The organism is Celerinatantimonas marina (assembly GCF_046054165.1).
Classification (GTDB): Bacteria; Pseudomonadota; Gammaproteobacteria; order Enterobacterales; family Celerinatantimonadaceae; genus Celerinatantimonas.
The window spans coordinates 54,747-68,240 of record NZ_JBFNXK010000003.1; the positions used below are offsets into that span (position 1 = coordinate 54,747).

General features: G+C 41.1%; 20 protein-coding genes. 16 read left to right on the forward strand and 4 right to left on the reverse strand.

The features are described 5' to 3' along the window. The first annotated feature begins 44 nt into the window (after nucleotides 1–44). The 16 genes from ilvA (at nucleotide 45) to ABUE20_RS04210 (ending at nucleotide 9,796) form a co-directional block, all read left to right on the forward strand. Complete coding sequence (ilvA, locus tag ABUE20_RS04135; protein WP_408618576.1) at nucleotides 45–1,574, forward strand: threonine ammonia-lyase, biosynthetic; 1,530 nt, start codon at nucleotides 45–47, stop codon at nucleotides 1,572–1,574. Nucleotides 1,575–1,839: 265 nt separating this feature from the next. Next, nucleotides 1,840–2,202, forward strand: a complete 363-nt coding sequence (locus tag ABUE20_RS04140; RefSeq protein ID WP_408618577.1) for a GtrA family protein — start codon at nucleotides 1,840–1,842, stop codon at nucleotides 2,200–2,202. Further along, nucleotides 2,199–3,119 carry a glycosyltransferase family 2 protein gene (locus ABUE20_RS04145; RefSeq protein ID WP_408618578.1) on the forward strand — a complete coding sequence of 307 codons (921 nt, stop codon included), beginning with the start codon at nucleotides 2,199–2,201 and terminating at the stop codon, nucleotides 3,117–3,119. Before ABUE20_RS04140 ends, ABUE20_RS04145 begins: the two co-directional genes overlap by 4 nt. An 8-nt stretch (nucleotides 3,120–3,127) precedes the next feature. Beyond that, nucleotides 3,128–4,615: a glucosyltransferase domain-containing protein gene (locus ABUE20_RS04150; RefSeq protein ID WP_408618579.1), complete on the forward strand. Its 1,488-nt coding sequence runs from the start codon at nucleotides 3,128–3,130 to the stop codon at nucleotides 4,613–4,615. Nucleotides 4,616–4,919: 304 nt separating this feature from the next. Further along, on the forward strand, nucleotides 4,920–6,101 hold the full coding sequence (locus tag ABUE20_RS04155; protein WP_408618580.1) for a helix-turn-helix domain-containing protein: 1,182 nt from the start codon (nucleotides 4,920–4,922) through the stop codon (nucleotides 6,099–6,101). Between the two features lie 91 nt (nucleotides 6,102–6,192). Further along, complete coding sequence (locus ABUE20_RS04160; protein WP_408618581.1) at nucleotides 6,193–6,396, forward strand: RebB family R body protein; 204 nt, start codon at nucleotides 6,193–6,195, stop codon at nucleotides 6,394–6,396. Between the two features lie 77 nt (nucleotides 6,397–6,473). Beyond that, nucleotides 6,474–6,749 (forward strand): RebB family R body protein, encoded by a 276-nt coding sequence (locus tag ABUE20_RS04165; RefSeq protein ID WP_408618582.1) that lies wholly within the window; start codon nucleotides 6,474–6,476, stop codon nucleotides 6,747–6,749. A gap of 24 nt (nucleotides 6,750–6,773) precedes the next feature. Then, on the forward strand, nucleotides 6,774–7,034 hold the full coding sequence (locus tag ABUE20_RS04170; RefSeq protein ID WP_408618583.1) for a RebB family R body protein: 261 nt from the start codon (nucleotides 6,774–6,776) through the stop codon (nucleotides 7,032–7,034). 55 nt (nucleotides 7,035–7,089) lie between these two features. Beyond that, nucleotides 7,090–7,353, forward strand: a complete 264-nt coding sequence (locus tag ABUE20_RS04175; RefSeq protein ID WP_408618584.1) for a RebB family R body protein — start codon at nucleotides 7,090–7,092, stop codon at nucleotides 7,351–7,353. 55 nt (nucleotides 7,354–7,408) lie between these two features. Then, the gene (locus tag ABUE20_RS04180) at nucleotides 7,409–7,705 is read left to right on the forward strand and encodes a hypothetical protein (protein ID WP_408618585.1); all 297 of its coding nucleotides are present in this window, start codon (nucleotides 7,409–7,411) and stop codon (nucleotides 7,703–7,705) included. 137 nt (nucleotides 7,706–7,842) lie between these two features. After that, entirely contained in the window at nucleotides 7,843–8,277 is a 435-nt protein-coding gene (locus ABUE20_RS04185) for a RebB family R body protein (protein ID WP_408618586.1), read from the forward strand. Next, nucleotides 8,274–8,540 carry a hypothetical protein gene (locus ABUE20_RS04190; RefSeq protein WP_408618587.1) on the forward strand — a complete coding sequence of 89 codons (267 nt, stop codon included), beginning with the start codon at nucleotides 8,274–8,276 and terminating at the stop codon, nucleotides 8,538–8,540. Before ABUE20_RS04185 ends, ABUE20_RS04190 begins: the two co-directional genes overlap by 4 nt. A gap of 8 nt (nucleotides 8,541–8,548) precedes the next feature. Further along, nucleotides 8,549–8,821: a RebB family R body protein gene (locus ABUE20_RS04195; RefSeq protein WP_408618588.1), complete on the forward strand. Its 273-nt coding sequence runs from the start codon at nucleotides 8,549–8,551 to the stop codon at nucleotides 8,819–8,821. Beyond that, complete coding sequence (locus tag ABUE20_RS04200; RefSeq protein ID WP_408618589.1) at nucleotides 8,821–9,063, forward strand: RebB family R body protein; 243 nt, start codon at nucleotides 8,821–8,823, stop codon at nucleotides 9,061–9,063. The genes ABUE20_RS04195 and ABUE20_RS04200 overlap by 1 nt, the downstream gene beginning before the upstream one ends. A 13-nt stretch (nucleotides 9,064–9,076) precedes the next feature. Continuing rightward, nucleotides 9,077–9,343 (forward strand): hypothetical protein, encoded by a 267-nt coding sequence (locus ABUE20_RS04205; RefSeq protein WP_408618590.1) that lies wholly within the window; start codon nucleotides 9,077–9,079, stop codon nucleotides 9,341–9,343. A gap of 117 nt (nucleotides 9,344–9,460) precedes the next feature. Continuing rightward, complete coding sequence (locus ABUE20_RS04210; RefSeq protein WP_408618591.1) at nucleotides 9,461–9,796, forward strand: carboxymuconolactone decarboxylase family protein; 336 nt, start codon at nucleotides 9,461–9,463, stop codon at nucleotides 9,794–9,796. Nucleotides 9,797–9,932: 136 nt separating this feature from the next. Here the strand turns inward: ABUE20_RS04210 and ABUE20_RS04215 are convergent, their stop codons facing one another. The 4 genes from ABUE20_RS04215 to ABUE20_RS04230 are packed head-to-tail and all read right to left on the reverse strand — an operon-like array spanning nucleotide 9,933 to nucleotide 13,394. Next, entirely contained in the window at nucleotides 9,933–11,066 is a 1,134-nt protein-coding gene (locus ABUE20_RS04215) for a hypothetical protein (protein ID WP_408618592.1), read from the reverse strand. A gap of 13 nt (nucleotides 11,067–11,079) precedes the next feature. Further along, nucleotides 11,080–11,679 (reverse strand): hypothetical protein, encoded by a 600-nt coding sequence (locus ABUE20_RS04220; RefSeq protein ID WP_408618593.1) that lies wholly within the window; start codon nucleotides 11,677–11,679, stop codon nucleotides 11,080–11,082. 57 nt (nucleotides 11,680–11,736) lie between these two features. Next, nucleotides 11,737–12,561 (reverse strand): hypothetical protein, encoded by an 825-nt coding sequence (locus ABUE20_RS04225; RefSeq protein WP_408618594.1) that lies wholly within the window; start codon nucleotides 12,559–12,561, stop codon nucleotides 11,737–11,739. Beyond that, the gene (locus tag ABUE20_RS04230; RefSeq protein WP_408618595.1) at nucleotides 12,558–13,394 is read right to left on the reverse strand and encodes a hypothetical protein; all 837 of its coding nucleotides are present in this window, start codon (nucleotides 13,392–13,394) and stop codon (nucleotides 12,558–12,560) included. Before ABUE20_RS04230 ends, ABUE20_RS04225 begins: the two co-directional genes overlap by 4 nt. Nucleotides 13,395–13,494: the final 100 nt, after the last annotated feature.

Consider the following 13,494-nt stretch of genomic DNA (forward strand, 5'->3'; position numbering starts at 1 on the left):
GCCAGATACCCTGGCCAGCATTGACTGTATTAACGAGTTGTTTTATGCAAGAAGCTACACGAGTTTCGGCAAATGACTATTTGCGCCGGATCCTGCTTTCCCCCGTCTATGAAGTGGCTGAATTTACACCGCTTCAATCCATGAGTCGCTTAAGTCAGCGTTTACATAACGCCATCTTCATTAAACGCGAAGATCTGCAGCCGGTTCATTCTTTTAAGTTACGTGGGGCTTATAATCGTATCGCCCAGCTTTCTGATGAACAGAAGGCCCGAGGTGTGATTGCGGCTTCGGCAGGGAATCACGCGCAGGGCGTTGCCCTGTCAGCCGCTAAATTGGGGATCCAGGCAACCATTGTCATGCCGGTCACCACACCGGATATTAAAGTCAGCTCCGTCAGAGCCCGAGGCGCTCAAGTTGTACTTCGTGGAGAAAACTTTGATGAAGCCAACCAATATTGCCAAGAGTTAATGACCCAGCACGGCTATACCATGATCCCGCCTTTTGATGATCCAGATGTTATTGCCGGCCAGGGGACAATCGGCAAAGAATTGCTGGATCAGGACAACCATCTGGACGCTATTTTCGTACCCGTGGGTGGAGGCGGACTTGCGGCCGGAATCGCTGTTTACATCAAGCAGTTACTCCCTAATATAAAAGTAATTGCCGTTGAACCCCATGAGAGTGCCTGTTTAAAAGCAGCCTTACAAGCAGGCGAACCTACCACGCTGGATCGCGTTGGTCTGTTTGCCGATGGCGTAGCCGTCAAACGAATTGGGCAAGAAACCTTCCGTCTCTGCCAGCAATATATTGATGAAGTCGTCACCGTCAGCAGTGATGAAATCTGTGCCGCAATGCAGGATATCTTTGATGATACCCGAGCCATTTCTGAACCTTCCGGTGCGTTAGCACTCGCAGGATTAAAGCGATATATCAGTGACCATCAGCTCACCAATCAACGCCTGGCATGTATTCTTTCCGGGGCCAACATGAACTTTCATAATCTACGCTATGTCAGTGAACGCAGTGAACTGGGCGAGAAAAAAGAGATCATCTTGGCAGTCACCATTCCGGAACGCGTCGGTGCTTATTTAGAATTCGTCGAATATTTGGGGGGACGCTCGATCACTGAATTCAACTATCGCTATGGTGATAACCGTCTCGCCAATATCTATGTCGGGATCAAAGTGGCTGACCGAGAACAGGAGCTGCCAGAAATTATCGAAACGTTACGTCAGGCTGATTATCAAGTCGTTGATTTAACTGATGATGAAATCGCTAAACTACATGTCCGGCATATGGTGGGAGGCAAAGCCCCGCGCCCGCTCAAAGAACATATTTTTAGTTTTGAATTTGCTGAACAGCCTCGGGCCTTACTCCGTTTTCTACAAACCTTGGGGCCTAAATGGAATATTACATTATTCCACTATCGCAATCATGGGGCTGCCTATGGGCAAGTTCTGGTTGGATTTGAAGATAATGGCGAGGATTTACTGACATTGACTCAGTATTTTGACCAAATAGGCTTTACATACCATTGTGAAACTAACAATCCAGCTTGCCAATTCTTTCTCTAACTGCTTTATCCTGCCTTTAAAAAGGCAGGATACTTCTGCTTTTCAACTAGATAGCCATTTTTCTTAATCATTCAGACCATTCCCATCAAAGAATACATAAAGCCATAAAGAGCATATTGCTCTAAATTATTTACCCGATTGGTAAATAAAAGTATTAACCACATTTTGCTAGTTCAATTTTAATTTTAACGATAGTTTAAAAATCTACTTTTACTTTCATTTTAGTTGAATATAATCTAACTGTATGGATGAAAACGGATTGAATATGCTAAAAGGATTGTTGCGGTATGGACTGGTAGGGATTATGAATACGTTGGTTCATTGGTCCATCTTTTTAGTGATTGTTATATACATCTCTCCAAATCAGTCTATTGCCAATCTTATTGCATTTTTAATCGCTGTATCAGGTAGTTTTATCATAAATAGTAAATTCACTTTTGATACGCAACCCAACCATAAACAATATATCTACTATGTATTAGGTATGGGAACTTTATCATTATTAGTTGGCCGGCTATCTGATACTCATCATTTATATCCTCTTCTTACCTTAGTTATTTATTCAGGGTTAAGTTTTCTCATTGGTTTTTTATATTCCAAATTCATTGTATTTAAGGAAGCTACATGAAATTTGCTATTATTGTTCCTGTTTTCAATGAAGAATTAGCAATTCCTCGCTTCTATCAAACATTAAAAGATAACTCTGAATTATCGCATTATGATATCGAAGTAACCTTTATTAATGATGGGAGTAGTGATCGAACAGAATCAATTATTGATGAGTTATCCATTCAAGATCATTCCATCAAAAAAATAAGTTTTACTCGACACTTTGGTAAAGAGATCGCCCTATTTGCAGGGTTAAAACATGTTGAGGCTGATGCAATTATTCCAATTGATGTCGATTTGCAAGATCCAATTGAGGTAATTCCTCAATTGATTCAAAAATGGCTTGAAACAAAAGCAGAATCCGTTTTAGCTAAACGAGCAGATCGGGAGAGTGATAGTTTCTTTAAACGAAACTCAGCTAAATTATATTATAAAATATACAATGCTATTGCCGAAACTGAAATTGAAGAAAATGTCGGCGATTTTAGGATTATATCTAAAACAGCGGCTGAGCGAATCACATCCCTAACGGAACACGATTTATTTATGAAGGGGGTTTATAGTTTTGCAGGAGGAAAGACTGAGTTAATCGAATATACTCGAGACAATCGTGTAGCAGGGAAATCGAAGTTTAATTTTATTAAACTATTTCATTTAGGATTTAATGGGATTCTATCATCCTCGTCATTACCTTTAAAAATATGGATGTATATTGGTCTGATAGTTATGATTCCTTCATTTATATTTTTTATAATACAATCTATAGAAATTATTTTTTCAATTGGCAGTCACATTAACAGTCTATATTATATTTCAAATATTATTCTACTCGTTTGTGGAATTCAATTAACAAGTATTGGTGTTATTGGTGAATATATATGGAAAATATATAATGAATCAAGAAATCGCCCACGATACTTTATAAAAAATAAATGAGAACAACAATGAATTCTGATAAACAAAAGTATTATACTTATTCAACTATTATAGCACTTTGTTATTTCTTTGGATTTTTCACCAAAGATTTTTATTTCATGGATGATTTTTATCGAAGTGCTTCAGGCGTTTTTTTATGGAATCAAAATGGACGTCCCCTTACCGATTTTATTTTTAAATTATTATCGGGAGATAAAATCATCGATTTTTATCCCTTAACATTAATCGTTGGGATCGGTTCTATTATTATCGCTGCCGATAAGCTCCGAAATCAGTTGTTTGATGGTCAAATATGGCCTGGAGTCATTGCTACATTTTTGATTATTGCAAATCCTTATCTATTAGCAAATGCCTCTTTCAGATATGATTCATTAACCATGTTTTTGCCGATGGCTTTCGTCATCTGGGCCGTATCTATTCAATCATCTAAAATAATTTCATGGCAAAATGTCGGAGTCCTATTATTACTCCTATTAAGTTGGACAACTTATCAGCCGGCAATTAGTCTATTTATTGTTTTAGAATGTATTTACTTTATTCATCATCGCTTATTAAAACGTAATCAAACCTACTACATTCAATTTTTTAGTCATATTCTTGCTTTGATTATTAGTTATTTAATCTATAGTTTTTTTGTTCATCATCTCATAGCAGGACTTTATAGTCTAAAACACAGTCAGTTATTAGCATTGAATAGCCATGTATTTTCTGGATTCATGGATAATATATTTAGCTTTTTATATATTATTCATCTTTTATTTATGGGGCATTTTCGTTACATATTTTATTATCTATTTTTTGTGGTTTACATTGGGATTATTTATATTGATTTAATCCATATTCGGAATAAAAATAATCATATAAGTAAATTATATTCCTACATTTTCTTATTTTCTCCAGTTATCTTAACATTATTTTCTTTTCTTATATTTTGTATTCTAAAAGAGCCTGTACTTCGATATCGGGTAATGCTCGGATTTTCTGGTGTATTGCTATATGCCTTTTATATTTTATATAAAGTATTTGGTCGAAAAATAAGTATTTATCTCACACTCCCTATTTTATTAATTTTATTTATATATTCAAATAGTTATACAAAGGCTCAAGAAAATAGATATCAGCTATATATGAATGTAATTGCGAGTATTGGGCAAACTTTATCGGAACATCCATCACAAGAGAAGATACTCTATGTTGCAGGTGATATTCCTATTCAGAGCATTAATACTTCTATCACTCATGCCGTTCCTCTGATTGATCAGGTTATTAAACGCTATTTTATCCAGCAGTATACTCAGGAAACTCCATCCGGGATGTATAGCAGTAGCTTATATGTTTTCAAGCACAGCTTTTTAACTCATAATTACACTATAAAATTTGTGAAAAAATCAGAAATTTTAAATGCTAATAACTTTAGTGTTATATCACAGAATGAATATTACTCTTTAGGACAAAAAGGTTCTGCCTTCGCAGTTGTCTTTAGCGGAGAAGACTGATAACGATATTCCCTATCATAAGTTATATCTAATCTAATCCACCCAGTCATTTTCTAGGTGGATTTCATTAGTTCTAATGACTTAATCATTCCATTCATATTATATATATTTAAATTTACACATTTTTATATTTGTCAAAAAATGTAAATAATTCAAGTATTCCTAGAAATTACGACCAAGATGTAATCAACTTGGTCATAAAAATAGTTGAAATCCCCGAAAATCTGACCAATTAAGCCAATTATGACACCCCTATCTCATCTAGCCTAACCTTAATAACATAGTGATTAATAAAGGGGTTTGTATGGATCATATAATAGATTACAACGTTTTGTCTAACTATCATGGAAAAGATTCGCCTTATAATTTTTCGCATTACCCTATCATTGGTAGATCAAAATTAATCTCTCAACTTCGGCAAGAAATATCCCGCTTGAGTTCTTTAATATGCCCTATAGTCATTATTGGTGAAAAGGGTTGTGAAACAGGATCGATTGCACTCAAGATCCATGAATTAGATCACAGTAGAATTGGAACGTTTGCACGAATATCTCCCAATATTCATGATGCTCAAAAATATCGAGATAATGTTTTATATAGTATAGAAAATTGTATTAATGGAACTTTATATTTAGAAGATATTGATACTATCGGAATCGATAAGCAAGATCAGTTAACGACTTTATTTTCACTGTTTCACCTCTATCAAAAAATCCAGGATAATAATATTCGGATTATGCTTTCAACAAATTCAATAGATCCTTCTTTCTCTAATGAAAATCAATTTATTAACTATCTAACTAGCCAAGGGTTTTCTTACTCTACCTTATGGGTTCCTCCGCTACGAGACCGAATTGAAGACCTTCATGAACATGTTACTTATCATATCAGTAATTTAAGAAACTCTATTCATATTTCATCTGAAGCCTTGCAAATGCTCATGCAATATGACTGGCCTGGAAATATTAGAGAATTACAAAATTATCTCTTCGAATTTATTTCACATGCTGATGATATCATTGATAAAGAATTATTGATAATACATAAATTCCCCATTCAATCAGAAACAACCTCTTCTTTAGCAACTAAAATACTCAATAAAGACTTTGACTATTTTAACTGTTTTCATCCGGGGCTAGTTAAAGTAGTGCACTATATGAGTGACCATTATCACGAAGATTTAAATCTGATAAAACTTGGAGATATTTCATTTATTAGCCCTTCACATCTTTCATATTTATTTCGTTTCTACTTACATACGAATTTTAAATCTCTTTTAAATGAAATCAGAATTGTTTCGGCTCAACATCAATTAGAGCAATACCCAATGGCTAAGATTACCGATATTGCCTATAACGTTGGCTTTGGTGATTTAAGCCATTTTGAAAAAATGTTTAGGCGCTATGCTCGAGTTTCCCCACGTCAATTCAGAAAACAACAGCGTAATCAAAAATCTTTTGTGACGTCACCTCCCAGCACCCTGTAAAACACCGAAACATCCCTTAATTCGGCCAAGTTAGTCATATAACAACACTTCTAAAATAGGAACTATCAAAACAATGGAATGAACATTTGCTATGAATATCGATCGCAAACAACTTATCGAGAGGTTTTCACCCTCTTTATCCCGATCCATGTTGATTCATCAAGAATCACTTTCACTGGGACGTTCAGCTGAAAACGCGACGCAGGTACAGCAACAATTGCAAACCATTTTAATTACGAATACTGCGCTAGGTTCCGGTGTTATTTATGCCATCGCTGCTAAAGCAAGTAATTAATGAATTGCATGTTTTAAATAGCCGTTTCGCTATTTTGAGCACTGCAGTAATACCGTAAATAAGTAAGGAGTGGAGTTATGCCGATGAATGAAGTGGTTACGGACTCCGTAACCCAGGTCAATACCCAAGTAATTGGTGATACCCCTGCTATGGCCGAAGGCAATCTGTTCATGGCAACAAGTCAGGCACTGGGAATCACTGCGCTTAACAGTATTGGCGCAAACCAACAGGGAACAATCGTCCATCAGACGGCAACCGTTCAGGGGGTTAATTCCCTGTTTGCAACCAATGTTGCAATCCTGGGCCGAGGTGTCGAAGCCATTGATGGCAACCAGGCAAGTAAGAAGAAGTAAATAGCTAACTAGAGGAGAAAGACAATGCCAGTAAATGAACAAATTACTGATTCTGTCACACAGGTCAATACCAAAGTGGTGGGGGAAACTCCGGCAATGGCGATGGGCAACTTATTGATGTCCACCAGCCAGGCCTTGAGTAACGCTGCCCATAACGCAACCGCAGCTCAGCAACAGGCTCAAATTACCATGCAAGCGGCTACGGTTCAGGGTGTTAACTCATTGATGGCGATTGGATCATCAGTGATTGGCCGGGGTGCCGAAGGCATCATCGAAAAAGGCTAAGCATGTTTTAAAGCCGCTAACTAACTTTACGAAATCATAACAAAAGGAAATTACTATGCCAGTAAATGAACAAGTCACTGACTCTGTTACACAGGTCAATACCAAGGTTGTGGGTGAAACTCCGGCGATGGGTATGGGCAACTTGCTGATGTCAACCAGCCAAGCGCTGGGTACTGCCAGCCATAATGCGACAAGTGCCCAACAGCAGGCTCAAATCACCATGCAGGCTGCTACGGTTCAGGGAGTCAATGCGTTAATGTCTATCGGTAGTTCGGTGGTTGGTCGTAGCGCCGAAGGGATCATCGAAAAAGACGACTAGATCAGACTAAGCCTTTGTCCATGGCTATGGGCAAAGGCTTTTTCAGGAGAACAAGATGACTAAAATCCTTCAGCCTCCGGATCCAGAACGCTCAGCCTATTATTCGGCTCATCAATCAATTGCTCAGTCAACCGCACTCGCTCTGGCCGATGCAACCGACAATCTTCGGAACATCAATACCATCAGTACCACAGCGATCAGTGCCGCCCTCAGCCAACTGATTGAAACAGGCGATCTCCGTTATATCGATATGATCAATCATGCCCAGCAGCTCGTGGCTAATGGTGCGGATAACTTCGGAGCCGTCGGTGAAAAAATTGCTACCGTACTTTTTGATACATCAAATAAATAATTTCTGAGCAGGCTCAACGGCCTGCTCTTGTTTTTGCATTCCGGCCAAAAAGCCGTTTTTAACAGCAATCAGACCAAGTGAGAAAGGTATTTCCGCCCTAAGCTAAGGAATCAATCGTCTCCAGTGGAGCTTTAAAAATGAGTGATGAATCTAAGCAACATGTTGAAAACGGATCTCAATCGGCATCACTGCCTGAGCATTCATCCGATTATTATTCAACATTACAAGCGTTCTCAACGCAACCGACAACACTGCTTGAAACCACATTGTCAGACACATTAGGGCTATCCATGCATAACGCGATAACCAACCAGCAGCAATCGCAAATGACCACCTCGGCATCAGTGACCAATGCTTGCGCCCGGCTACTCAAGACCCCGATGTTAACCAATCATTCATCAGCTACAACGGCGAAAAATAGCGCCATCGTCCCAGATGAAGATGAGATCAATGCCAGCGATGAAATCGAGCAGCCTACCCCAAAAAGACTCAATCTATTTCGTTTTTTAAAGCGTAAAAAGAATTCACCGGCAGCAGAGAGTACGCCATCAAGTAAGGATAATGAGTCATGAAAAACACGCCAGAGCCGTTTGATAGCAGTGCCTCTTTAGATGTGATTGCAAAAAATGTTGAAAAACAGCAACAACAGGCCCAGTCGTTGATCGATGAAAATATGCAAAAACTGAAACAATTTAAAGGGTTTGAGCAAGCAGAACAGCTTGGAACCCAAGTCGGAGAGATGCTGGATAAAATCCAGCAACAACTCGAGCAGGATATTGGGAAAATTAACCAACAACTGACTCAATCAGCGTCTAATACTAACAACCAGGAATGAGGTTTCATATGGCCACAAAAACAGTGAATGAACAAATTACCGATTCCATTACCCAATCGGGAACACAAGTTCTGGGAAGTAACCCAGCCACAGCAATGGGAAATCTTTACACCGCGATCGGCTCAGCGTTATCGCTCATGAACCATAACGCGGCCTCAGCGCAGCAGCAGGCACAAATCACCATGCAATCGGCAACCGTTCAGGGGATCAATTCGCTCAACTCAATGGGCACCGCGGTGCTAGGTCGAGCAGCGGAAAGTGTGGTCGATAAAGACGATTAATGCCCCTATCCAGTTGGCTCGGTCCGGAGCCAACTTTCTATACCGGAGCCACTCCCATGTCCGATGATACCAAACAACTCACTCAGCAAACCAACGATCTCATCCAGCAACTTGCTGAAGCCGCGATGACCGATACCATGGGTCTACATATGCAAAACGCCGTCACGAATCAGCAAGGCACACAGACAATCAGCACGGCAATTACCTCTACGGCCTGTGCCTTGATCCTGAAACAGGGTTAGACAGGTTGGTTAAATGGCCAGTTCATCTGCTATCGAAAAAGCCAAACAATCGGTTGCCCAGTCCACGGCCATTGCCATTCAGGACTCCGTCGATAATTTACGTAATCTGAATACCATCAGTACCACTGCTATTGGGGTTGCGTTGTCTCAGCTCTTAGCAACCGGCGATCCTAAATATGTTCAAGTGATTGAACAGGCTCAAAAGATCATGTCTAAAGGAACAGAGAATTTTTCAGAATTAGGCAATAAAGCCGCTGAGATCGCCCAAAAATTTAGTTAACCTTCATCTCTATTTCATTCAATTAGCCCATCGAATATCACGCATTCTGATTGTTATTTAGTCATGTATCGAGTTAGAATATTAGTATTTTCTAATATTAATAAATGAGGTGTATCCATGTCTAAAAATTATCCCGAAATAACTAGCCGGCTGTCTAAAGAGCTGGCGGCGTTAGGAAAAGCATCTCCCGAAACCTTAAAAGGATTTCAATCTTTGATCGATACTACCAATGGTGATGGTGTATTAGATAACAAAACGAAAGAACTCATTGCGTTAGCCATTGGGATCACCCAACACTGCGATGGCTGCATCGGTTTCCATACCAAGAAATTCAAAGCTCTGGGAGGGACTTCACAAGAGCTGAGCGAAATGCTCAACGTCTGTATTTATATGGGCGGCGGTCCGGCCTTAATGTATGCCGCCGATGCTTTTGAAGCCTATCAGCAGTATTAAGACTGATCGTTCTCATTCACGATCACTATCGCAAATTTGAGCACTATTGGATCGAACCAATCCTATTGAGATCATTCGACCTTTATCGAATCTAAGAACAATGGTGCTCAATAATGCCAAAGCATCAACACCCACGTTAATTCGATGCTGTTTTTAACGCGGCCGTTAACTTATCAAAAATTTCTTTCTGACTCTGATCATGTAAAAAGGCTTTGGCTTTCGAGACATAAATATGTCCCTGAGTATCTAATGTCAGCAAGCGTACATTTCCGGTTCCGCCCCACAATGTATAAATTAGTCGCCGTTCATCACTGGAAAATTCGGCCAGTAGCGGGGTTCTAAACACAATAATTTGAGTTGAATACGCAGGGATTTCCGCCTGACTTCGATAATCATCCATCTTTAGAGGCAAATTTAGATAGTTAGACTGACCAAAATCAATTCGAAGCAATCCATCCATTTGCATCGAAGCACTCACACGGCCGACATTAGAGGCGACAACCATAATCTTAAAGTAGGAATACTCTTCATTTTGTTGGCGGGACAACGATGCCAAATGAGAGGCAATCGACTGAATATTGTTGCGTAATTTATTTAACTGACTATTTATATTTTGAATCGCATCCTGTAGATCTTCTTTTAAATCCTCCAATAGAAATGACAGTCCTTTACGATTAATCTTCGGCTCTCCGGATGCATGAAACGTCATCGATGGATAATCTCGAGTCAGCGCTAACACTTGGGTCTGATAATAGTCCACCTCTTCGCGATCCAAATAATCATCCAGATGCCACTCTTTTAACGTCAGAACCCGAAACTCGGTCAGCAGATAATGATGATTTTGAGGATCCAGATACGCATTAATCGTCGCAATATGTTCTTGCAGTTCAGCGATAATATTCGATTGATTAGCCAAGTGTCGCAGCGCTCCCCGATAGGCCTCCTGTAGCTCATCTAAGGTATAGAGCGGATAATCATCCAATTCGGTCGGTTCACTCAGGATCGCTTTCGAACCCGGCAGATAAGGCCCTAACAACTTCAGTGCATCACTGTTTAAAGCAAAACGATGATCCGGTTGATGTACAAGCTGAATACTACCAATCTCAGCTTTTACATCAGCCACATTCACATAATACACTTGCCACAGAGGAATGATTGCCGTCGCAAGTCCCCCAGCCAATCCGATGATGAGTCCTTTCAATTGAGGTTTAGATAGCCACTGCAACCATGCCGTACGCCCATGTCGATCCGTGTTTAGTTTCTTCTCCATACACAATCCTAAGCTAAGGCATAAATGCGATCAGACAAAAACGAGGCTGACCTGCGCGCTGAATATGGCTCAATCGAGCCACCTGACTACTGCCACTTAAGCGACTATCCAAGACGTAGCTAATCCGGACATTATTGTCAAAGGGCCGAAACAGCTGAATGTGTTCAGGTTGCAGGCTCCCCCAAAAACCGACCAGCAGTAATCCCTGATCCATTGGTAACTGCTGATGTAATCTTTCTACCCGCCGAAAATCCTGCTCCAATCGCCGAAAGGCACTCGCCAGCCCCAACTCATCCTGATGGAAGACCTGGACCTCCGTCCATACTGAATGCTGATGCCATTGCAGTTTGATATCGGCTTTGGAAGCATGATTTCTGTCACTGGTGCGGATGCCGAAAGGCTTCATCTGATAACGCCAGAACTGCTCATCATCCTGATAAGGCGCACTCAGCTCCAGAGCATCGACCTCCGAGTTTTGCCCCAACAGATAGCTCAGCGATAATGTGAGCCACGGTTTAAACAGCGCTTTATAACAGCTCTGCGCCAGGTATTTATTGGCTTCGGCAAATAAACCCGGATCAACCAACTGCCGAAGTAGCGATTGAACAAGCATAGGCAACCCTCCTTAAAACATCCCTATAGCCCCAAAAAAGTGACTGCATCCCTGCCATCACCCCAAGTGGGTTAAGTATTGTTGCAATTGCAACCAGGCATTTCTTAGCCTTGCCGGGAAGGACTGCCAGCGGAGATCATCCGGCTCCTGAAGCCAATCTCTCCGATAGCGAACCCCTAACCACATCAGCTGCACTTGAACTGTTCGGGAACAGTGTTCAATGAATTGGAGTAACAGCTGTCGACGAGATGGCTCACTTTGCCTTTGCGCCATAAGTTTGATCAACGCCGAATAGATCCGAGCTTGGGGATAGGATTGCTGTCGAATCGAGATAGGGCTGCAGGTATGCTCATTCCAGTAAAAAGGATCACCCCGATGTAAACAGTGAAACACCTGAAATAACAGTTGCCCACTGGCATCATTCAACGTCTCAAATACCGGCTGATTCAGGGCCATCAATTTTGCAAAAATAGCACACAGCAATAGATAAACATCCGGTTTTCCCCGATGGTAATATTGAATTTGCTGATGGATCAGTTGATTCAATTGCGCCTGATAGATCATCGACCAGTCCACCGAAACCGAATCAGAGGGCATAGAAAAAGACGGATCACATTTAAAAAATTGCTGATACCAGCGGCGATTCAACTGCCCGCCCCCCTGCCAATCGATATGACTGAGCGGATTCACCGGACGCCGTTTCTGGCGCTCATATTGGGAACTTGGCCGGGGTGTTGCTTCATCAGGGAATAACGGAGGCAGTCCACTCGCCTGCTCCGCCAGATAACTCATTTGATAGGCAAACTGCTGGCTATGCGGTGCATCCCACCCCGCCAGCAAACAGGCACAGAGGCAGGCATCATATAGATCTCCTGCCCTCATAAATCTCCTGCCTCAGGATCATTAAATCCATGACTGGAATCCGGGGCATTGAACCCATGGCCGGCCTCTGGAGGAGCGTTAAATTGACTATCGGAATCGGGTGCGTTAAAACTACCCGGATCACTACTTTGCCCCAAACGTTTCACCTCTGGTCCATTTTGATTCAGCTGCGTAATCAGCTCGGCAAAACGATTCAGGGCCTGCTGGGCCACTTTATCATCCACGTTTTTTTCAGCAATATAGTGATCTTCTTCACTACGGATATGACCGCCGTTCAACGCATCACGTTCCCGCTGCAAGACAATGGCATGGATGGCCTGACAAAAAGCAAAATGATCGGTTTTACTATAGATCCGATGTTGCTGAGCAATTTTCTGGCCCGTCAAATACCGCGGAGCGGCGTAAGAAACCATATAAGGCTGGGTAGTTGGATCATTACCAACCAATTGATCGCAGGAAAACAACACAAAATCCGTCGACCGATAGCGATCCATCATGTTATTACAGATAGGAAGATCGGCCTCAATTGCTAAGTTATAATCACAAAAAAAGACATCGACCCCGACGATCAATTGCGCAATCATGATATCAAACGCTTTCTGAACAGCTTCAGGCAGTTCCTCAGCTTCAGCCAACGCCTCAAACTCAACGGACTTCACCGAATAGGCTTGATACCAATGAGCTAATTGCTCGAGTCCATTCGAACGATCCCGATACTTGTACGCAATTTTATAACCACTATCAAACCGGTCTTCGACTTCCGGTTGATCCGTTAAAAACGCAAAATGTTGTCCGTCAGATGACTGACAAAGCCGAAAAAGCAGCTGTCGCATGAGTTTTCTCCAATCCAAGATTCACGCGTTCAGTGTAGAAAAAAGCCTCCGCTCCAACTTGGTGAGATCGCGTATCTTTAAGGATGAACCAAGCGAACCC